General features: G+C 73.3%; 18 protein-coding genes. 6 read left to right on the top strand and 12 right to left on the bottom strand.

Features of this window, described 5'->3' with window-relative positions:
• The first annotated feature begins 61 nt into the window (after positions 1-61).
• The gene (locus AMK33_RS04025; protein WP_073931253.1) at positions 62-1024 is read left to right on the top strand and encodes an LLM class F420-dependent oxidoreductase; all 963 of its coding nucleotides are present in this window, start codon (positions 62-64) and stop codon (positions 1022-1024) included.
• A gap of 21 nt (positions 1025-1045) precedes the next feature.
• The gene (locus AMK33_RS04020; protein ID WP_073931252.1) at positions 1046-2137 is read left to right on the top strand and encodes an enolase C-terminal domain-like protein; all 1092 of its coding nucleotides are present in this window, start codon (positions 1046-1048) and stop codon (positions 2135-2137) included.
• A 26-nt stretch (positions 2138-2163) separates the two neighbouring features.
• On the opposite strand, the gene AMK33_RS04015 is transcribed toward AMK33_RS04020, so the two are convergent.
• Both AMK33_RS04015 and AMK33_RS04010 read right to left on the bottom strand, forming a co-directional pair.
• On the bottom strand, positions 2164-3189 hold the full coding sequence (locus tag AMK33_RS04015; protein ID WP_073931251.1) for an SDR family oxidoreductase: 1026 nt from the start codon (positions 3187-3189) through the stop codon (positions 2164-2166).
• A gap of 17 nt (positions 3190-3206) precedes the next feature.
• Positions 3207-3665: a phage holin family protein gene (locus AMK33_RS04010; protein WP_073931521.1), complete on the bottom strand. Its 459-nt coding sequence runs from the start codon at positions 3663-3665 to the stop codon at positions 3207-3209.
• Positions 3666-3773: 108 nt separating this feature from the next.
• On the opposite strand from AMK33_RS04010, the gene AMK33_RS04005 reads away from it, so the two are divergent.
• Positions 3774-4121, top strand: coding sequence for a VOC family protein (locus AMK33_RS04005; RefSeq protein WP_073931250.1), 348 nt, complete (start codon positions 3774-3776; stop codon positions 4119-4121).
• Positions 4122-4398: 277 nt separating this feature from the next.
• Here AMK33_RS04005 and AMK33_RS04000 read toward each other — a convergent pair whose 3' ends face one another.
• From AMK33_RS04000 to AMK33_RS03960, 9 genes are all read right to left on the bottom strand, one after another.
• Positions 4399-4953: a GNAT family N-acetyltransferase gene (locus tag AMK33_RS04000; protein ID WP_073931249.1), complete on the bottom strand. Its 555-nt coding sequence runs from the start codon at positions 4951-4953 to the stop codon at positions 4399-4401.
• A gap of 40 nt (positions 4954-4993) precedes the next feature.
• Complete coding sequence (locus AMK33_RS03995) at positions 4994-5926, bottom strand: S66 peptidase family protein (RefSeq protein ID WP_073931248.1); 933 nt, start codon at positions 5924-5926, stop codon at positions 4994-4996.
• Positions 5923-7875, bottom strand: coding sequence for a prolyl oligopeptidase family serine peptidase (locus AMK33_RS03990; protein ID WP_073931247.1), 1953 nt, complete (start codon positions 7873-7875; stop codon positions 5923-5925). Before AMK33_RS03990 ends, AMK33_RS03995 begins: the two co-directional genes overlap by 4 nt.
• Positions 7876-7891: 16 nt before the next feature.
• Positions 7892-9196 (bottom strand): M20/M25/M40 family metallo-hydrolase, encoded by a 1305-nt coding sequence (locus tag AMK33_RS03985; protein WP_073931246.1) that lies wholly within the window; start codon positions 9194-9196, stop codon positions 7892-7894.
• Positions 9189-10022 carry a M55 family metallopeptidase gene (locus AMK33_RS03980; RefSeq protein WP_073931245.1) on the bottom strand — a complete coding sequence of 278 codons (834 nt, stop codon included), beginning with the start codon at positions 10020-10022 and terminating at the stop codon, positions 9189-9191. Before AMK33_RS03980 ends, AMK33_RS03985 begins: the two co-directional genes overlap by 8 nt.
• Positions 10023-10119: 97 nt before the next feature.
• The gene (locus AMK33_RS03975) at positions 10120-10848 is read right to left on the bottom strand and encodes a class I SAM-dependent methyltransferase (protein ID WP_073931244.1); all 729 of its coding nucleotides are present in this window, start codon (positions 10846-10848) and stop codon (positions 10120-10122) included.
• A 142-nt stretch (positions 10849-10990) separates the two neighbouring features.
• Entirely contained in the window at positions 10991-13462 is a 2472-nt protein-coding gene (locus tag AMK33_RS03970; RefSeq protein WP_073931243.1) for a SpoIIE family protein phosphatase, read from the bottom strand.
• Positions 13463-13606: 144 nt separating this feature from the next.
• The gene (locus AMK33_RS03965) at positions 13607-16036 is read right to left on the bottom strand and encodes an MFS transporter (protein WP_073931242.1); all 2430 of its coding nucleotides are present in this window, start codon (positions 16034-16036) and stop codon (positions 13607-13609) included.
• A 155-nt stretch (positions 16037-16191) separates the two neighbouring features.
• Positions 16192-16635, bottom strand: a complete 444-nt coding sequence (locus AMK33_RS03960) for an SRPBCC family protein (RefSeq protein ID WP_073931241.1) — start codon at positions 16633-16635, stop codon at positions 16192-16194.
• Between the two features lie 171 nt (positions 16636-16806).
• Between AMK33_RS03960 and AMK33_RS03955 the strand changes: the two genes are divergently transcribed.
• The 3 genes from AMK33_RS03955 (at position 16807) to AMK33_RS03945 (ending at position 20167) form a co-directional block, all read left to right on the top strand.
• On the top strand, positions 16807-17862 hold the full coding sequence (locus AMK33_RS03955) for an Rv2578c family radical SAM protein (RefSeq protein ID WP_073931240.1): 1056 nt from the start codon (positions 16807-16809) through the stop codon (positions 17860-17862).
• Between the two features lie 142 nt (positions 17863-18004).
• Entirely contained in the window at positions 18005-19585 is a 1581-nt protein-coding gene (locus AMK33_RS03950; RefSeq protein ID WP_073931239.1) for an alpha/beta hydrolase, read from the top strand.
• Positions 19586-19639: 54 nt separating this feature from the next.
• Positions 19640-20167 (top strand): GNAT family N-acetyltransferase, encoded by a 528-nt coding sequence (locus AMK33_RS03945; RefSeq protein WP_073931238.1) that lies wholly within the window; start codon positions 19640-19642, stop codon positions 20165-20167.
• Between the two features lie 88 nt (positions 20168-20255).
• Here AMK33_RS03945 and AMK33_RS03940 read toward each other — a convergent pair whose 3' ends face one another.
• Positions 20256-20831: an adenylosuccinate lyase gene (locus AMK33_RS03940; protein WP_073931237.1), complete on the bottom strand. Its 576-nt coding sequence runs from the start codon at positions 20829-20831 to the stop codon at positions 20256-20258.
• Between the last annotated feature and the right edge of the window lie 177 nt (positions 20832-21008).

Raw genomic sequence — 21008 nt, 5'->3', positions numbered from 1 at the left:
TCCGGCCCCCCGGGTACCCGGTCCGGGACCCGAACCGCCCACGTCGCGGAGGCATCCCCCCATGCCCGAGTACGGCTATTTCCTCTCGTGCGAGCAGTACGGTCCCGCCGAGCTGATCGAGCAGGCGCGGATGGCCGAGCAGGCAGGGTTCCAGGCCCTGTGGATCTCGGACCACTACCACCCGTGGAACGACGAACAGGGGCAGAGTCCGTTCGTGTGGTCGGTGATCGGCGCGCTGTCCGAGGCGGTGTCGCTGCCGGTGGGGACGGCGGTGACCTGTCCGACCGTGCGGACGCACCCGGCGGTGGTGGCGCAGGCGGCGGCCACGAGCGCGGTGATGTCGCCGGGAGGGTTCCGGCTCGGCGTGGGCACCGGCGAGGCGCTGAACGAGCACATCCTCGGGGACGCCTGGCCGCCCGCGCACGTACGGCTCGAGATGCTGGAGGAGTCGATCCAGGTGATGCGCCGGCTGTTCTCCGGCGAGGAGGTCAACCACCACGGCACGCACTACACGGTGGAGAACGCCCGCCTGTACACCGTGCCGGACGAGCCCGTCCCGATCGACATATCGGGCTTCGGCCCGGCGGCGACCAAGCTCGCCGCCCGGGTCGGCGACGGCTACATCACGATGATGCCGGACACCTCGATGGTGGAGCAGTACCGCAAGGGCGGGGGCGGCGGCAAGCCGGTCAGCGGCGGCACCAAGGTCTGCTACGGCACCGACCGTGACGAGTGCGTGCGTACCGTGCACCGGCTGTGGGCGAACGAGCAGCTGCCCGGTGAACTGGGCCAGGTGCTGCCCTCGCCGAAGCACTTCGAGCAGGCGCAGACCCTGGTCACCGAGGACATGGTGCGGGAGAACCGGGTGTGCGGCGACGACGTGGACGAGCACGTCGCCGAGCTCCGCCAGTTCGCCGACGCGGGTTTCGACCGTGTCTACGTCAACCAGATCGGCCCCGACCTGCGCGGCTTCTTCGACTTCTACCGCACCAAGGTGCTGCCGCAGCTCCAGCGGGCCGGCTGACCACGGGAGGACGAACCGACGATGGAACTGCACCGACCCGGCGTCTCCGTCTACACCGTGCCGGCCGACGCCCCCGAGGCGGACGGCACGCTGGCCTGGGACTCCACCACGGTGGTGATCGCCGAGGTGTCGGCGGGCACCGCGACCGGCACCGGGTGGACGTACGGTCCGCCGGCGGTCGGCGACTTCCTGAGCGGGCATCTCGCGCCGCTCGTGGAGGGCATGAGCGCGCTGGACGTTCCGGCCGTGCACGAGGCGATGTGCCGCTCGGTGCGCAACGCCGGCCGGCCGGGCGTCGCGGGCTGCGCGATCTCGGCGCTGGACATCGCGCTGTGGGACCTCAAGGCCCGGCTGCTGGAGCTTCCGCTGGTGCGGCTGCTGGGGGCGTGCCGGGAGCGGGTGCCGGTGTACGGCAGCGGCGGCTTCACCACGTACCACGACACGCACATGGCGGCGCAGCTCAACGGGTGGGTGCACGGGCAGCACATCCCGCGCGTGAAGATCAAGGTCGGGGAGGGCTGGGGCCGGGAGGTGGCCCGTGACCTGCACCGGGTGCGGGCCGCCCGGCACGTCATCGGCGAGCACGCCGAGCTCTACGTCGACGCCAACGGGGCGTACACCCGCAAGCAGGCGGTACGGGTCGGTCACGCCCTCGCCGAGCACGGGGTGGGCTGGTTCGAGGAGCCGGTCTCCTCGGACGACCTGACCGGGCTGCGGCTGGTGCGGGACGCCGTGGTGAGCGACGTGACCGCCGGGGAGTACGGGTTCGACCTGCCGTACTTCGCCCGGATGATCACGGCCGGGGCGGTGGACTGCCTCCAGGTGGACGCGACGCGCTGCGGCGGGCTGACCGAGTTCCTGCGCGCGGCGGCGCTGGCCCAGGCCCACGGTCTGGAGGTGTCGGGGCACTGCGCCCCGCACGTCCACGCGGCGGTGGCGGCCTGCGTCCCGAACCTGCGGCATCTGGAGTGGTTCCACGACCACGTCCGGATCGAGGACATGTTCTTCGACGGCGCCCTGGACCCAACGGGCGGCACGATCAGCCCCACCGGGGGCCTCGGCCACGGTCTGACGCTGCGGACGCAGGACGTCGCGGAGTACAGGGTGGGCTGACCGGAGCCGGCCGGTCGGCCCCGGCATCAGCTCCGGAGGAGGCGGGTCAGCCTGCGGGCGGCCACCAGGCCGGCGCCGACGGTGAGGGCGGTGCCCAGCCGGGTCCGGTTGCGGGACAGCCAGTCCTGCGGGCTGTGGTCGACCGCCTCGTCGTCGAACCGGCCGTGGGCGCCGAAGTCCCGGCCGTGCGGGCCGTCGGCCGGTGCCCACAGGTTCACCGTTCCGCCCTGCTCGCCCTCGTCGTGCTGCGAGTCGAATCCGGTGCGCGCGAGGTAGCGGTCGAGCAGTCCGGGGGCTACGGCGTTGGCGATGAGCGTGGCGGCCGTGGAGCCGCCGACCCAGTACTCCCGGCGGCGTGCGTGGGACGCGGCGTGCACGACCGCCCGGGCGGCCAGCTCCGGCTGGTACACGGGCGCGACCGGCCGCGCCTTGCCGGGCATCCGGCTCAGCACCCAGTCGAACTGCGGGGTGTTGACCGCGGGGAGCTGCACCATCGTCGTGCGTACGCCGCTGCCGTCGTGCAGCAGTTCGCAGCGCAGCGACTCGTTGAACCCCTGGATCGCGTGCTTGGCGCCGCAATACGCGGACTGCAGCGGGATGCCCCGGTAGGCGAGGGCCGAGCCGACCTGCACGATCGTGCCGCGATCGCGCGGCAGCATGTGCCGCAGGGCGGCCCGGGTGCCGAACACGTAGCCCAGGTACGTCACTTCGGTGACCCGGCGGTACTCGTCGGCCTCGACGTCCTTGAACCGGGCGAACACGCCCGTGAAGGCGCAGTTGACCCAGACGTCGATGGTGCCGAAGGTGTCGGCGACCTGCTGCGCGGCGTCGTCCACGGCCTTGGCGTCGGAGACGTCGACGGGGACGACGAGCGCCGTGCCGCCGACCTCCCGTACGTCATCGGCCGCGGCGGCGAGTCCCTCACGGCCGCGGGCCAGCAGGGCGACCCGGTCGCCCCGCGCGGCGAAGGCGCGGGCCGTCGCCCGGCCCACGCCGCCGCTCGCCCCGGTCACCACGACGGTCCTGGGGTCCCGTGACAGGAGCTGTGCCATCGGCTTCCTCCAACTGGTCAGTCCCGGTGGCGGGGTGCGTCGGGGTCGGAGTCCGGCCGCGGCGGTACGACGCCGGCGGTGGGCGGTGCGGACGGCACCGGCGGGACGGGCGCCGACCGGCCGCCGGAGGCGGTGGCCTGCGCGCCGCCGGGAGCGGTGGCCTGCGCGGGCACGGTCCCGGACGCCGTGGGCCGGGCGGCGGCGCGCAGGGCGTGGGCCAGCGCGCCCAGGATCACGGCCGTGATCAGCGCGGCGGCCCACCCCGGCAGGACCAGGGCGAGGGCGAGGCCCACGGCCAGCGCGACGGCCGCGCCCGCGTACAGGGCGGCGGCGCCGGAACCGGCGTACAGGGCGGCCCTGCGGCGCTGTCCCCGCGCCTGTTCGCGCAGTTCGTCGCGCACGGTCTCACGGGCCACCTGTGCCAGCTCGTCGACCAGCTGTTTGTCCAGATGCTCCAAGTGCTCCAAGCGCTGCATGGCCGCCGGGTACCCGTGCCCGGGGCCGCGTAACGCCCGCGGGCACGAGGTGTGGAGATCGTCCGCGCCGGGGCCCTGGCCACGGCCGCCCCAACTAGGCTCGTCCCCATGGAGATTCTGGGTGCCACACTGCGTGTCTGCGTCGACGACATCGAGACCGCCATCCCCTTCTACGAGCGGCTGGCGGGCGGCAGGGCCCTCCGGTTCGAGCGGGGCGGCGTCCAGGTCGCCGCGGTCGGCTGCTTCCTGCTGATGAGCGGCCCCGCGGCCGAACTGGACGTGCTGCGCAAGGTCGCCGCGACCATCGCGGTCAAGGACGTCGAGGAGACCGGCCGGGTGCTCGCGGAGATGGGCGCCGACATCCTCGCGGGCCCGCTCCCCACCCCCGTGGGCCGCAACCTCATCGCCCGGCACCCGGACGGAGCGGTCTACGAGTACGCGGACCGCCACTCCTGACACACCCGGCCCCGGCACGGGCCGCGTCCGGAAGCCGCACCGCTCGGCAGCGGTTCGCCGGTGACATCGGCCCACAACCGCCCGACGGCCTCGTCCCCCTCCCGCAGATCGGCGACCTCGAAGCCCGCGTCGAACACGAGGCGGGCCGCCGCGCTCCCGGCAGAGGCCGTCGAAGGTTCCGCGCGGTGTTCGGCGGCCCGCTCGGACGGCGGTCCTCCTGGCCGGCGCCCGCGAGGCAGAGGCAGCGGGTTGTCGGGGCCCATGGGGAGGCCGGGCGTCAACGGCCCTTCGTCATCTCGCTGGTGATCGCCCAGCGTTGGTGGTCGCGCCAGGCGCCGTCGATGAAGAGCATCTTCGGCGAGAAGCCCTCCAGGCGGAAACCGCAGGCGCGGGCGAGGGCGATGGAGGCGGCGTTGCCGGGCTGTACGTTGATCTCCAGGCGGTGCAGCCGCATCGGGCCGAAGGCGTACCGGACCACGAGGTCCAGGCCCTCGCGCATCAGTCCGCGCCCGGCCGCGTGCGCGAAGGCGCCGTAGCCCAGCGCACCGCACAGGAAGCCGCCCTCGACGATGTTGTTGATGTTGATGAATCCGGCGAGGGCGCCGTCCGCCTCCTTCTCGCAGACCAGAAAGCCCGCCTTGGCGGGATCCTCGATCAGCCGCCCCGCGTACGCGGCGTACGCGCCCTGGCTGTCCGGCGGGAACAGCCAGGGGTGGTGGAGGTCCTTGCTCTCCCGGGCGCGGGCGGTGAATTCGGCGCCGTCCGCGTGAGTGAAGTGACGGAGCCCCACGCGGCGGCCTTCGGCGAGGTAGCGGGAAGCGGTGTGCGGCACCCTGCCACCCTACGACGGGCCCGCGCGCGACGCGGGCCGGTCAGCTCAGCGCCGGTTCGTCCAGGGTCAGGGTGCCCGCGTCGGCGTCGAGTTCGGCCGCGACGCCGAAGGGGACGGTGAGCGCGTCGGCGCAGTGCCCGAACCCGAACCGCTCGGCCACCGGTACCCCGAGGCCGCCGAGCCGGTCGGCGAGCAGCGCCCGCACCCCGTCGTACGGCTCGCACCGGTCCCAGGATCCGAGCAGCAGCCCGGAGACCCCGTCCAGCCAGCCGGCCCGCAGGAGCTGGGTGAGGTAGCGGTCGAGCCGGTAGGTCTCCTCCCCCACGTCCTCCAGGCAGAGCAGTCCGCCGCGCGCGGAGGGTCTGGCGTGCGGGGTGCCGAGGTCGGCGGCGAGCAGGGAGAGACAGCCGCCCAGGGTGATCCCGCGCGCCCGGCCGGGGACGAGCGCGGTGCCGTCGGAATGGACGGTGCGGACCGTGTCGGGGGCGAGGAGGGTCGCCTTGAGATGGTCCTGCGCCCGCGCGCTCTTCACGAAGTCGATGCCCGCGGCCATCGGCCCGTGCAGGGTGACCAGGCCGAGCCGGACCGCGAACGCCTCGTGCAGCGCGGTGATGTCGCTGAACCCGACGAACACCTTCGGTCCGGCGGCCCGCATCGCCTCCCAGTCGAGCAGGTCGACCATGCGCTGTACGCCGTAGCCGCCGCGGGCGCAGATCACCGCGTCGACGGCCGGGTCGCACCAGGCGGACTGCAGATCGGCGGCCCGGTCGGCGTCGCCGCCCGCGAGGTAGCCGAACTCGCCGTGCCGGTCCAGGACATGGCGGCCCACCACGGGGTCGAGGTCCCAGCCGCGCAGCACGTCGAGCCCGGCCTGGAGCCGCTCCTCGGGCACCGGACCGCTGGGCGCGACCACGGCCACCCGGGCGCCGGGGGCGAGGCGGGCCGGCCGCCGCAGTGCTCGAACCCGGCTCATGTGCCCAGCTCCAGGGCCGGCACGCCGGGCGGTTTCATCCCGAACACCTGGGCGTACAGGGACAGTTCCGCCTCCAGGGCGCGCACCATGGTCTCCGCCCGCCGGAAGCCGTGCCCCTCGCCCTCGAAGGTGAGGTAGGCGTGCGGCACGCCCCGGCCGGCCAGCCGGGCCAGGAAGCGCTCGCACTGCGCGGGCGGGCAGATCACGTCGTCCAGTCCCTGGAGCATCAGGAACGGCGCGGTGAGCCGGTCGGCGTGCGTGGCGGGCGAGCGTGCGGCGTATCTCTCGGGCACCTCGGCGCGCGGGCCGATCAGGCTCTCCAGGTACTGGGACTCGAAGTCGTGGGTCTCCCCCGTGCCCCAGCCGGTGAGGTCGAGCACCGGGTAGCTGATGGTGCCGCAGGCGTAGACGTCGGTCGTGGTGAGCGAGGCGGCGGTGGTCCAGCCGCCGGCGCTGCCGCCGCGGACGGCGAGCCGGTCGCGGTCGGCGGTGCCCTCGTCGGCGAGGGCCAGCGCGACGGCAGCGCAGTCCTCGACGTCGACCACGCCCCACTGTTCGCGCAGCCGGTCGCGGTACTCCCGCCCGTATCCGGTGGAGCCGCCGTAGTTGACCTCGGCGACGCCGATGCCGCGCGAGGTGAAGTAGGCGATCTCCAGGTCCAGCACGAGCGGCGCCCGGCCGGTGGGGCCGCCGTGCGCCCAGATCACGTACGGGGGACGCTCGTCCGCGGGACCGGTGCACCCGGGGTGGTGCGGGGGGTACACCTGGGCGTGGATCTCCCGGCCGTCCGGTCCGGTGAACGTGCGGACCCGCGGCTCGGGGTAGTACGCCGGGTCCACCACGTCCTCGTGGCGGGCGCCGATCACCCGGGCGTGGCCCGTCCGGGTGTCCAGCTCCACCACCTCGTGGCCGCTGCGCGGTCCGGCCCCGACGGCGACGACCCGCTCGCCGTGCGCCGCGAGGGTGGGCGTGAACTCGCTCCACGGGCCGACGGCGTCGACGACCTCGCAGGTCTCGGGGTCGAGGATGCCGAGCGCGGGCGCGCCCCGGCCGTGCAGGACGGCGATCAGGCCGCTGTCCAGCGGGGCGAACCAGCGCAGGCCCAGCTTCCACAGCGGTCCGCCGAACTCCTCCTCGCGCGGGCAGACCGGCTCCCCGTCCCGGTAGAGGTTCCACCAGCCGGTGCGGTCGCTCGCGTACAGCAGCCGGCCGTCGGGGGTCCAGTCGGCCTGGGCGACGGACTCCTCGGGTCCGCCGGCCACCGTACGGGCGTCGCGCAGGGCACCGTCGGCTGCGACGTCGGCGACGAGCAGTTCGGTGCCGTCCCACGGCATGCGCGGGTGGTCCCAGCCGAGCCAGGCGGCGCGCCGCCCGTCCGGCGCGAGACGCGGCCCGGTGACGAACCGGTGCCGGCCGTCGCTCAGTTCCCGCACGGCACCGCGGTCACCGGCGGCGGAGCCGTCCAGCGGTACGGCGGCCAGGACCCGGCGCACGTCGCTGGGGCCGTCGCCGGTGAACTCCTCCAGGACGCACCACACCTCGCCGCGCTCCGGCAGCAGCACCGGATCGGCCCAGCGCAGCCCCTGCCCGACCGGGGACACGGGGGTGAGCGGGCGGGGCTCGCCGCCGGGCTCGTACCGGTAGAGGCGCTGGTCGGCGAAGTTCACGAACACCACGAGCGGGACACCGTCCCGCACCGTGCCGGCCCAGGGCCGGCCGCCGTACTCGATGACCCGGCTCCGCACGTTCCACGGCGCGGGCAGGACCGGCTCCTCGGTGCCGTCGGCGTGCCGGCGCACCAGGGTGCGCCGGCCGGCCTCGGTGGGCCGGGGCTCGGTCCACCACACCTCGTCGCCGACGAAGCCCACGGACTCGGGGCTGCCGTCGTGGGCCGCGGCCGTGGCCGCGTCGATGGGCGAGGGCCACTCGCCGTACGCCAGGCTCCGCACTGTCTCCCCCACTCGCTCAGGCCGTCCGCAGGAACCGGTCGAGGACCCGGACACCGAAGTGCAGCGCCTCGACCGGGACGCGCTCGTCGACACCGTGGAAGAGTGCCTGGTAGTCGAAGCCCTCCGGCAGCTTCAGCGGCGCGAATCCGTAGCCGGTGATGCCCAGCCGGGAGAACTGCTTGGCGTCCGTGCCGCCGGACATGCAGTACGGCACCACATGCCCCTCGGGCGCGAACTCCTCGACGGCGGACCGCATCCGGAGATACGTCGGGGAGTCCACCGGCGCCTGGAGCGCCACCTCGTGGTGTTCGAACTCCCAGTCGACGTCCGGTCCGGTGAGCCGGTCCATGGTCGCGCGGAACTCGTCCTCGGCACCCGCCAGATACCGTCCGTCGACGCGCGCCACGGCCTCCCCGGGGATCACGTTGACCTTGTAACCGGCGTCCAGCATCGTCGGGTTGGCGCTGTTGCGGACGGTGGCCTCGACGAGCTTCCCGGCCGTGCCGAGCTTGTCCAGCAGCGTGTCCACGTCGGACAGGTCGGTCTCGATGCCGTACACGGCGGCGAGTTCGGTGAGCGCGGCCCGCACGGTCGGGGTGAGCCGCAGCGGCCACTGGTGCTCGCCGATGCGGGTGATGGCCGCGGCGAGGCGGGTCACCGCGTTCTCCCGGTTGACCTTGGAGCCGTGCCCGGCCCGGCCGCGTGCGGTGAGCCTCATCCAGGCCGTGCCGCGCTCGCCGGCCGCGATCGGGTAGATCTGCCGCCCGTCGCCGTCGTGGAAGGTGAACGCGCCCGATTCGCTGACGCCCTCGGTGCAGCCCTCGAAGAGGTGGGCGTGCCGGTCGGCGAGGAAGCCGGAGCCGTCCTCGGCGCTGGCCTCCTCGTCCGCGGTGAACGCGATGACGATGTCCCGCCGGGGCCGTACGCCCTCGCGCGCCCAGGCCCGCACCACGGCGAGGATCATCGCGTCCATGTTCTTCATGTCGACGGCGCCGCGCCCCCAGACGACCCCGTCGCGGACCTCCCCGGAGAACGGGTGCACGCTCCAGTCGGCGGCCTCGGCCGGGACGACGTCCAGATGCCCGTGGACGAGCAGCGCGTCGGCCGACGGGTCGGTGCCCTCCAGACGGGCGACGACGTTGGCTCGGCCCGGGACGCGTTCCAGGAGCACCGGTTCCAGGCCGGCCTCGGCGAGCCGCGCGGCCGCGTACTCGGCGGCGGGCCGCTCCCGGCAGTCGCCCCCGCCCCTGTTGGTCGTGTCGATCCTGATCAGGTCGGACGTGAACGTCACGACCTCGTCCATGGCCCGCTCGTCAGCCATACTGCTCCTCCACCGCGGCCGAGGCGATCGTGGTGACCGCCTTGAAGACGCGGATCCCGTCGTACATGGTCCCGCTGGTGTACGCCACCTTCCGCTCGCCGGTGCGGGTCACGCCCGGCACGACAGTGGCGGCCATCGCCAGGTGCTCGGCGTCGAACTCCACCGCGACGGTGAACGGTCCGCCGTCGACCGGCTCCCGGCGCACCGCCAGCGTGGCCGCCTCCTTGGCCGCCGCGCGGATGTCGGCGGCCGTCCGGGCGGGGGTGCGGCACACGGCCGCGTACCGGGACACATGGTCCTTGACGGCGACCTTCAGCGCCTCGGGCGCGTAGCCGAGCGCGTCCTCGCAGGCGACGTCGTCGCCGGTCACCAGGATCACCGGCACCCCGTACTCGGCGACCACGTGCGCGTTGAGCAGGCCCTCGCTGGCCCGTACGTCGTTGACCCAGACCCCGGTGATGGAGTTGGCGAGGAAGGTGTGCGCGAGGACGCCCTCCATGCCGGCGCCGGCGTGGTAGCCGATGAACGCGATGCCGTCCACGTCGCCGTGCTGCACGCCCTCGACCATGGACAGGGACTTGTGCCGCCCGGTGAGCATCTCGGCCCGCTCGTCCAGCCGCTCGAGGAGCAGGTTGCGCATGGTCCAGTGGGCCTCGTTGATCAGCACCTCGTCGGCGCCGCCGTCGAAGAACCCCTGCACGGCGGCATTGACGTCCGAGGTGAACATGGACCGGCACCGCTCCCACTGGGGAGTCCCCGGCAGCACGTCGGCCGGCCAGGTGACGCCGGTGGCGCCCTCCATGTCGGCGCTGATGAGGATCTTCATGCGGCACACGCTACGTGGTTCCGCCGAATCCCGGCCAGCCTGTGGATAACTCTCACCGGTCCGGACCGGTGAAGGACTCGTCGCTCCCCACCAGGCGCTACCCCGCGGCGCGTCCCGTCACGAACCAGAGGGACGGCAGTGCGACACGGGTGCCGTCGGGGCCGTGCTCCGTGGTGGTCAGCGGCAGGGTGCCGTGCGCCAGTACGGTCAGCCCGGCCGCGGTCAGGAACTCGGGCACGGCCGCGTCGTCGACCTCGCCGGGGGCTATGCCGTGCCGCAGGACCGGCGCGAGTTTGGGCGGCGGTCCCGCGGGGCCGGCCGCGAGGCCCCGCAGGACGGCTCCGGCGGCCTCGGAGGGCTCGACGAGGAAGGCGCGGCCGCGGTCGCCGACCACCGTGGCGACGGCGTCCGCCAGCGGCTGCCGGTCGTCGGGCTCGCACTGGTGCAGCACACCGCGCATGTACACGTTGGCGTCACCGAGTTCGGCGTGCAGCGCCTGCGTCTCGGCCTTGTCGACGGCGTCCAGTCGCCGGTACGCCGCCCGCCCGGCCGGGTCGGCGGCACGGGCGCGGTCCAGGGCGGCGGCGGAGAGGTCGGCGCCGAGGACGTGCGGGAAGCGGTCGGCGAGGAAGCGGGTCTGGGTGCCGTTGCCGCACCCGAGGTCCACCAGGGGCAGCCAGGGGTCGGCCAGATGCGGTTCGAACAGGGCGAGGTGGCGGGCCACCGTCAGGGCGGGCTCCGCGTCCCAGAACACGGCTCCCTCCTCGTCGGGTGCCTCACGCCAGAAGCCCTCCCAGGCCTCCCGGTACCGACTCGTCACGCTCATGACCGACTCCCCAGGGTGCGACGCCGACCCGCCCCGTGTGACGGGCCAGTACGGTGTACCGCGCCCTGGGGCGCGCGGACAAGCGCACGGCGCGTTCCTTCACGGCTCGTTCGCCCCGGAGTGCGCCGTGTACCACCGGCGCTCAGCGTCGCCGCGGCAGCGTCAGTTCGAACCACACGCTCTTGCCGGTCGTCGTCCGGCTGGTGCCCCACTGGCGGGCGAGGGTGCTGACCACGCGCAGTCCCCGCCCGAACTCGTCCGCCGGCCGCGCGTCGAGCAGCGTCGGCAGTTCGTGGTCGTCGTCCTCCACCTCGCACAGCAGCGTGTCGCCGCGCACCAGCCGCAGGGCGACGGGGCGGGCGTGGGAGTGCAGTACGGCGTTGGTGACGAGTTCGCTCACCATCAGCTCGGTGCTGTCGACGAGCTTCGGCAGCCCCCAGTCGTGGAGCTGCTCGCGGACCACCGCGCGGGCCCGGCCGACCTCGGACGGATCGGGGGCGAGCCGCCATTCGGCGACGTCGTCGGGTTCGATGCCGCCGAGGCGGGCCATCAGCAGGGCCACGTCGTCCTTGCGGCCACCGTGCGTGTTGAGCTTACGGATGATGGTGTCGCAGGCGTCGTCCATGGAGGCGGCCGGGTGGGCGGCGGACTCGCACAGCGTGGCGAGCCCGACACCGATGTCCTCGCCGCGCACCTCGACCAGTCCGTCGGTGCACATCACCAGCCGGTCGCCGGGCTCCACGGGCACGCGCACCGTCTCGAAGGGCACCCCGCCGACGCCGATGGGCGCCCCGGTGGGCAGGTCGAGCAGTTCGCTGCGCCCGTCGGCGGCGCGGACCAGGACCGGCGGGATGTGTCCGGCGTTGGCGAGGCGCAGCTCGCTCGCGATGGGGTCGTAGACGGCGTACAGGCAGGTCGCGAGGTAGGTGTCGCCGAGCCGCTGGGCGAGGTCGTCGAGGTTGCGCAGGAGTTGCGTGGGCGGCAGGTCGAGTGCGGCCATGGTCTGCACGGCGGTGCGCAACTGACCCATCATCGCGGCCGAGTTCAGCCCGTGCCCCATGACGTCGCCGACGACGAACGCGGTACGGGCGCCGGGCAGCTTCACCGCGTCGAACCAGTCGCCGCCGATCCGCCCGAGCAGGGTGCCCGGCAGGTAGCGGGTGGCGATGTCGCAGCCCGCCATGCGCGGCGGGATGTGCGGCAGCATGCTGTCCTGGAGCGTCTCGGCGACGTTCTCCTGGTAGGTGTACATCCGCGCGTTGTCGAGCACGAGGCCCGCGCGGGCGGCGAGTTCGGCGCCGGTGACCCGGTCCATGTCGTTGAAGACCTGCCGCTCCGGATGGCGCAGCAGGATCATGAAGCCGAGGACGGCGTGGCGTGCCTTCAGCGGGACGACCAGCATGGACCGTCCGGTGATCAGCGGCCGGATGTCGCGCTTCTCGAACTGCGAGGCGATGGCGTGGCCCATCTCCTCGCTGACGCGCGGCACGAGCACGGGTTCGCCGGTGGTCATGCACTGGAAGAACGGGGTGTGCGCCGGAAAGGGCATGGCCTCGCCGACGGGTACGACGTCGTCCCAGCGACCGGGTTCGTCGGTGTGCTCCAGGGCGACCCGGTGCCACATGGTGGTGGTGTCCGGCACGCCCTCGTCGAATCCCTCACCGGCGACGACCTGTTCGCGCAGATAGGTGCCGGCGACGTCGGTGAAGCGGGGCACGACGGCCTTGCTGACCTCGACGATGGTGCGGGAGAGGTCGAGGGAGGTGCCGATCCGGGAGCTGACCTCGTTGAGGAACTCCAGGCGTTCGCGGACGGCAGCGTACTCGAGGTCCTCGCCCTCGTCGCGCAGTTCCTCGGGCACCGGTTCGCCGGCCGCCAGCGCCCGCGCGGCCCGTTCGCGGCGCTCCCGGCGTTCGATGCGCCGGGGGACGCCCCAGTCGGGGGTGACGGGCACCCGGTCGTTCTGGCTGAACTCCAGCACGGGATAACCCAGTTCGAGGACCTGGGCGACGATACGGGCGCTGTCGCCGACGCTCATGCTGGGGAGGATCTCGGGGAGCCGGCGGGCGAGGTCCTCGGAGCCGGGGAAGTCGGTGTGCAGGGCGAAGCCGGGCGCGATGCGTTCGAACGTCCCGGCCCCGTCCGTGCGCAGCAGTCCGTCCGCGTCGGCGGCCAGCACCAGCAGCCGCTCGCGTCCCGGCCCCACCAGCGGATAGGCCCACCACAGCACGTCGACCCGCCCGGCGCCGGCCGCGGCCAGCCGGGCCCGGCCCGCCGCCGGGTAGGACAGGCCCCCGCCGAGCGAGGCACCGAGGCCGGGCCCCAGACCGTCGTAGGCGGCGTACGCCCCGTAGGGCTCCTCTTCCCCGGGTTCCCCCGGCTCCTCGGGCAGGGCCCCGGTCACGGGCAGCAGGTCGACCGCCGGGCGGCCGAGCGCGTCCTCCTTGGCGAGGGAGAACAGGCGCCGCGCGCCCCTGCTCCAGTGGGAGACGAGTCCGTCGCGGTCGACCACGACCACGGCCAGCGGGACACGGCCGGCGCCGCCCCGTTCGGCCGCCGCGCCGTCTCCCGCGCGGCGTTCCGGAGGTGCGTCCCGCTCGGTGCCACGGTCCATGGCCCAGGCCCTCTCTCCCCCGGCTGCGCAAGATCTGTACCGCCGTCACCACCGTACGGCCACGGTCGGTCGCGATGTGTGCCAACGCGGGAATTGCTCGCCGGGGCTCGCACCGGCGTGCGTTCCCGCGCGTGACCGACCGTTTCAGTCCTCGTGGCCGAGCTGGAGGTCGCGTTCCGTGCGGCCTCCGCCGGCCATCTGGAGCACGGTCGCGACCGGTGGGTAACCGGCGGCGATGACGGTGTACTCACCGGACGACAGGTCGACGAAGCGGAAGATGCCGTCGGGTCCCGTGGTGAGGGTGTCGACGACGTTGCCCGCCGCGTCCAGCAGGGTCACGCGGGCCTCCTCGACGGGCCGTCCGCCGCCGGCCCGCACGGTGCCGCGCAGCACGGCGCCGCCGGCCAGTTCGACGTCCTGGCGGGTCTCGCGGGCGGCCTGGACGGTGACGGGGAGGGCGGCCGGGCGGAAGGCGGGCGCGCTCGCGGCGAGGGTGTACTCCCCGGCCACCAGCTCGCTGATGACATAGCCGCCCTCCCGGCCGCTGCGGGTGCTGGCGACGACCTCCCCGTGGACGTTGGTGAGGGTGACGGCGGCGTCCCGCACCGGTGTGCCGTCGGCGGTGACGACACTGCCGGCGAGACGGCCCGCGCCGCCGAGGACGACATCGAGTTCGACGGGCCGTTCGCCGACGGTCACGGAGACCGCCTGCGGCTGGTGACCGCCGGCGGCGGCGATCAGGACGTACGATCCCGGTCCCGGCGTGGCCAGCGCGTACCGCCCGTCCTCGCCGCTGGCGCCCCGTCCGGTCTGCTGTCCGGTGACGTCGATGAGGGTGAGCGCCGCGCGCGGTACGACGGTCCCGTCGGGGTGCTGCACGGTCCCGCAGACGGGGATGCCGCCGGTGTGCGGGGAGCGGAGCGAGGTGGGGGTCCCCCCGCTCGGAGAGTGGGGGCGCGCGTGCGGGACCTGTGCCGTGAAGTCGGCCGGGTCGGCGGTGGGGGCGTGGTGGGACACCAGTGGTTTCTCCTTGAGGAAGAAGGCGATGAGCAGGCCGAGGACGAGCACCGGCACCAGGTAGAGGAAGATGCGCGGCATGGCGTCGGCGTAGGCCTGCACGTAGGCGTCGCGCAGCTCGGGCGGCAGCGCGTGGACGAGCTCGGGGGTGATCGACTCGGCGTCGAGCGGCCCGCCGCCCGCGTGCGCGGGGAGACGCTCGTCGAGCGCGTCGGTGAGCCGGCCGGCGAAGAGGGTGCCGAAGACGGCGGCGCCGACGCTGCCGCCGATCTGCCGGAAGAAGTTGTTGGCACTGGTGGCGGTACCGAGGTCGGCGGGGCGCACGGAGTTCTGCACGGCGAGGACCAGCACCGGCATCACCATGCCGATACCGGCGCCGAGGACGGCCATCCAGATGCTGTAGTGCAGCCGGGGCGTGCCGGTCTCCAGGCGGGAGAGCAGCCACATGCCGACGACGGAGAGGGCCGCCCCGACGATGGGATGCCTCCGGTAGCGGCCGGAGCGGCTGATGAGCTGCCCGGAGACGACCGAGGCGCCGACGATGCCGCCCATCATGGGCAGCATCAGCAGTCCGGACTCGGTGGCGGAGGCCCCCTCGACCATCTGGAGATACGTCGGCAGGTAGCTGGCGGCGCCGAACAGGGCGACGCCGATCACCAGCCCCACCAGGCCGGTGACGTTGAAGACGGAGTCCCGGAACAGCCGCGGCGGGATGAGAGGTTCGGCGGCGAAGCGCTCGACGACGAGGAAGAGGACGGTGGTGGCGGCGGCGCCCGCGCCGAGCCCGAGCACGACCCGGGAGTCCCAGGCGTACTCGGTGCCGCCCCAACTGGTCAGCAGCACCAGGCAGGTGGAGGCGGCGGCCAGCAGCAGGGTGCCGAGGACGTCGAAGCGGGCCCGGACGGCCGGCTTGGGGAGTTTGAGCACCAGGGCGACGACGGCCATGGTGACGACGCCGAAGGGGACGTTGACGTAGAAGCACCAGCGCCAGGAGAGGTGGTCGGTGAAGTAGCCGCCGAGCAGCGGTCCGGCGACGGACGCGAGGCCGAAGGCGGCGCCGATCAGTCCCATGAAGCGCCCGCGCCGGCGCGCGGGCACGATGTCCGCGATGATCGCCTGGACGCCGATCAGCAGGCCGCCCGCGCCGACGCCCTGCACCGCGCGGCAGGCGATCAGCTCGTCCATGGTGGACGCACGGCCCGCCAGCGCGGAGCCGACGACGAACACGAGGATCGCGAACTGGAAGACGCCCTTGCGGCCGAGCAGGTCGCCGAGCTTTCCGTAGACCGGCAGTCCGACGGTGGCGGTGAGCAGGTAGGCGGTGATCGCCCAGGACATCCGGTCCAGGCCGTGCAGCTCACCGACGATCCTCGGGAGCGCGGTGGCGACGATCATCTGCTCCAGGGCTGCGAGCAGCAGCGCCGGCATCAGCGCGAGGAAGACCAGCCGGACCCGGCGCGGGCTCAGGCCCTGCTCCACGACCGGTGCCGGGGGCGGTGGGCCCCCGGCCGGTGGTGCCGTGACCGGCTCGTCCTGCGTCAGAGTGATCCCGCCCACGTGCCGCTCCCCTCGTCGCACCGCCGGACAATTCCCGCGTAAAAGCGACAACTACGAGCAAGCGCGGTGAGTTACGGGACCGAGAAGGGTCGTAACGAGATCACTCGAAACGGTGAGGAGCCAACTCCGCACCGTTTACGAGGGTTTGCCGCCCCTCACTTCTCGACCTCCGCGGCCAGCCGGGCCAGCAGGGCGTCGTAGATACGGGCGAGGCCCTTGGGCGCGAAGGTCTTCTCGAAGAAGCCGCCGATGCCGCCGGCGCCGTTCCAGACGGTGGTCACCACGACGCGGGAGCGGCCCTCACCGGCCGGGGTGACCCGCCAGGTGGTGACCATGGAGGAGTTGCGGTCCTTCTCGACCAGTTCGCCGTCGGTCGGCTCGGTGACCTCCAGGAGGCAGTCGCGCACGCGCTTGCTGGTGGCCTGGAGCTTCCAGTGCACGAGGGTGCCCTCGCCGTCGCCGCCCTCGCGGACCTCGTACTCGCTGTACTGCTCGGGCAGCACCTTCCCGCGGGTGCCGCTGTAGTCGGCGAGGGCGTCGAACACCGTCTCCGCGTCCGCCGCGACGATCCGCTCCGTAGTGGCCTCGACCTGCGCCATCGCTTACCTCCAGGGCATGGGTTCTCGGGGTCGGGGCAAGCCAACCACCCTCGTGCCCGGCCGCCCAAATCGGGGGTCCGGATGTGATCGGGAGGGTGACCGAAGATGTCACTCGCACGATCAAGGGAACACCTGTTCTATTCTGTGCCGCAGCGACACCGAGGAGGCGTCATGCGCTGGGAGAACCTCTCACCGGGCTCCGAACACAGCCGGGCCGACACCGCCCTGTTCGGCGCGGAGGCGGTCACGACCCGCACCTTCGACACACCCGAGTTCGCCGGAATCACCTTCCACGAGATCCGGGCCCGCTCCATCGTCAACCGGGTGCCGGGGGCCTCCCGCATGCCGTTCGAGTGGACGGTGAACCCGTACCGGGGCTGCACGCACGCGTGCGTCTATTGCTTCGCAAGGAAGACCCACAGCTATCTGGACCTCGACACCGGCCTCGGCTTCGACAGCCAGATCGTGGTCAAGATGAACGCGCCCGAGCTGCTGCGCCACCGGCTGGCCTCCCCCGGCTGGCAGGGCGAGCACATAGCGATGGGCACGAACGTCGACTGCTACCAGCGCGCGGAGGGCCGCTACCGGCTGATGCCGGGCATCCTCGCCGCCCTGCGCGACCACGCCAACCCGTTCTCGATCCTCACCAAGGGCACGCTGATCCTGCGGGACCTGCCGCTGCTGAAGCAGGCCGCCGAGGTGACCGACGTGGGCGTCTCGGTCTCGGTGGGGTTCACCGACGAGGGGCTGTGGCGGACGGTCGAGCCGGGCACTCCGGCACCGGAGCGGCGCCTCGACGTGGTCCGGACGTTCACCGAGCACGGCATAGGCTGCGGGGTCCTGATGGCGCCGGTGATCCCGTTCCTCAGTGACCGCCCGGACCAACTGCGGGCGGCCGTGCGGGCCGTCGCGGCCTCGGGCGCCACCTCCGTCACCCCGCTGGTGCTGCATCTGCGGCCGGGCGCCCGCGAGTGGTTCATGTCCTGGCTCGGGCGGCACCATCCGTACCTGGTGGCCCGCTACCAGCGGCTGTACGCGGACGGTGCCTACGCCCCGAAGTGGTACCAGCGCCGCATCACCCGGCAGGTGCACGAGCTGGCCCAGGAGTACGGCATCGGCCCCACCCGCGCGGAGATGCCCCGCCGGATCCGTGCCGCCGAGCCCGCCGAGCCCGCCGAGCCCGCCGAGTGCCCGGCGGCCGAGCCGACCCAACTGACGCTCCTTTAAGAGCGTTCGAGCGCTTCCGGCGATCCGATCGGGTCAAGAATCAACAGAACATGTTCGGATGTGGCCCCATATCGGGACGATGCCGCGTGAACCGTGAGCCCCGCGGTCCGCAGCACCTCCGTCCTGGGAGGACCCCATCATCATGAGAAGAAGCGCAGCCGTGCTGTGCGGTGCCGCCGTCGTCCTGGCCGGAAGCCTCACGGCCGCGCCCGCCGAGGCCGGCACCCCGCGCGCCGCGGAGACCCTCCACGCCACGGAACCCGTGTGGAGGAAGTGCGGCACCGACGACTATCCGACGCTGCAGTGCGCGTCCGTCGAGGTGCCGCTCGACCACACCGAGCCCGCCGGACGGAGGATCACGCTCGCGCTGTCCCGCGTCCCGCACACCGCGAAGCGGTACCAGGGCCCCCTGCTGGTGAACCCCGGCGGTCCCGGCGGCAGCGGTCTGACGCTCGCCGGGTACGTCGCGGCGGCGCTGCCGAAGGAGGTGGCCGCCCAGTACGACGTCATCGGCTTCGACCCGCGCGGGGTGGGCGCGAGCGAGCCGGCGCTGGACTGCGCGCCGAGCCACTTCGACCCGGTGCGCCCGGACCCGGTGCCGACCTCGCCCGAGGTCGAGCGGGCCAACCTCGCGCGCGTGCAGTCCTTCGCCGCGGCCTGCGGACGCGAGTACGCGGATCTGCTGCCGTACATCGACACGAACAGCACGGTGCGCGACATGGACGTGATCCGGCGGGCGCTGGGCGCGGAGAAGCTCAACTACTTCGGCTACTCCTACGGCACCTACCTGGGCGCCGTCTACGCCAAGCTGTTCCCGGAGCGGGTACGGCGCCTGGTCCTGGACTCGGTCGTCGACCCCACCGAGGTCTGGTACGACGCCAATCTGAACCAGGACCACGCGTTCAACGACCGCCACCGCGCCTTCATGGACTGGGTGGCCGAGTACGACACGACGTACCGCCTCGGCACCGACCCGGAGAAGGTCGAGGCCGCCTGGTACGCGATGCGCGCGGACCTGAAGAAGGACCCGGCCGACGGGAAGGTGGGCGCCGCCGAACTGGAGGACACCTACCTCCCGGGCGGCTACTACAACGGCTACTGGCCCCATCTCGCGGAGGCGTTCTCGGCGTATGTGAACGAGCGGGACGCCGAGCCGCTGATCGAGGCGTACGAGAACTTCGGCGCGAGCGACGCCGCCGGTGACAACGGCTACAGCGTCTACACCGCGGTGCAGTGCCGGGACGCCGCCTGGCCGCGTGACTGGCGGCAGTGGCGCAAGGACAACTGGGAGGTGTACGAGCGGGCGCCCTTCATGGCCTGGAACAACGCCTGGTACAACGCGCCGTGCGCGTTCTGGCCGGCCGGGTCCCTGCGGCCGGAGCGCATCCGCAACGGCAAGCTGCCGCCCGCGCTGCTGTTCCAGGCGACGCACGACGCGGCGACCCCGTACCAGGGCGGTGTCACCGTCCACCGGCTGCTGGCGCACTCCGCCCTGGTGGTCGAGTCGGGCGGCGGCAACCACGGCGTCACGCTGAGCGGGAACGCCTGTCTGGACCGGCATCTGGCGGCCTATCTGGCCGACGGGACCGTGCCGCGCGGGAGCGGCGGTGAGGCCGACGCGGTGTGCGCGGCGCTGCCCGACCCCGAGCCGCTGACCTCGAAGGCGGCACCGACGTCGGCGCGCGGTTCGACCCTGCACGGCCTGCTCGGCTTCCGGAGCTGAGCACCTGACCCGCCGTCGGACGGGGCTGTCGTACCCGTGGTCCATGATGAGCGCATGAGCGGATTCCTGCTGCGGCCGATGACCGCGGACGACTGCGACGGCGTGGCGGGCATCCGCGTACGGGGCTGGCGGCACGCCTACCGGGGTCTCGTCCCGCAGCCGTATCTCGACGGCCTCGACATAGCGGCGGACGCCGAGCGGCACCGCACCCGTCTGCGGCACGGCGACGGCACTGTGGTGAACCTCGTCGCCGAGGCCGACGACGGCGAGCTCGCCGGGTGGGCCGCGTTCGGCCCGTACCGGGACGGCGACGTGCGCACCGGGGACGCCGAGTTGTACGCGCTGTACCTGCCGCCCGAGCGCATCGGCCGGGGCGTGGGGCGGGCGCTGCTCACCGAGGCGGTCCGCCGCTGCGCCGCCGCCCGTCACGAGCGCATGTATCTGTGGGTCCTCAAGGGCAACGCCCGCGCCCGCCGTTTCTACGAGCGGGCGGGGTTCGGCGCGGACGGGGCGGAGGAGCCCTTCGAGGTGGACGGGGTGATGGTGCCCGAGGTGCGGTACGCGCGGGAGCTCACCGGCTGACAGGGCCAGGGAGGTGTCGTTTGGGCCCTGCCGGGGTCGCGGGCCCTGGCACCGCCCACTGGAGTCGGCCTGATCCAAACGACACCCCCTAGCGCGGCCGGGGGATCCGGGCCAGGGCGTGGACCGCCGCCTCGGCCAGCGCCGGGTGGGCGAGGGCTTCGTTCAGTACGGGTTCGGCGCGCGGGTCGCCGAGTTCGCCCAGCCCCTCCACACAGGCCAGCGCGACCCGGCGGTACGGGTCGTGGGGGTGCAGTCGCCGCCGCAACGTGGTGATCAGGGCGGGGACCGCCTCGGGGGCGCGCAGTGCGGTGAGCAGGCGGACCGGGTGCAGGGCGTAGGCGACACGGAGTTCGTTGGTGGCGAGGGCTGCGGCGGCGCGGGCGGTGCGCGGGTCGCCGAGGCGGGCGAGGGCGTGGGCGGCGGAGGCGCAGCGCGGCGGGTCGCGGTGGTTGAGGAGGAGGACGAGCGCCTCGAAGGCCCTGCGGTCCCCCGCCACCCCCAGCCGGAACGCGGCCAGTTCGCGGGCCCAGAGCGGTTGTCCGGGTTCGGTGAGGACGCCGGCCAGGGTGTCGGGGTCGTCCGTGGCCAGGAGACGGTCGTACGCCGTCGGTCCGCCCGACTCCGCCCGTAAGCGCTCCGTGAGCGATCGCAACTCTTCGTCCATGGTGCAGAGGTTAGGGGTGTGCGGGGCCGCTCGGGACGTACATCACAAAGCCGGGGACTGGCGCGCTCGTTACCCGCGAGTTAATCTCAGACGAGCGGGTTACCCACTCGCTACCCTCCTCACGGCGGTCTGGTGACGCGGCCGCCGCGAGTCGCAGTCGGTTCGGTACCCCGTGTA

It is taken from the genome of Streptomyces sp. CB02400, assembly GCF_001905725.1.
Classification (GTDB): Bacteria; Actinomycetota; Actinomycetes; order Streptomycetales; family Streptomycetaceae; genus Streptomyces; species Streptomyces atrovirens.
The sequence above is the reverse complement of the archived record's forward strand: the minus strand, read 5'-3'. Positions and strand labels throughout refer to the sequence as shown.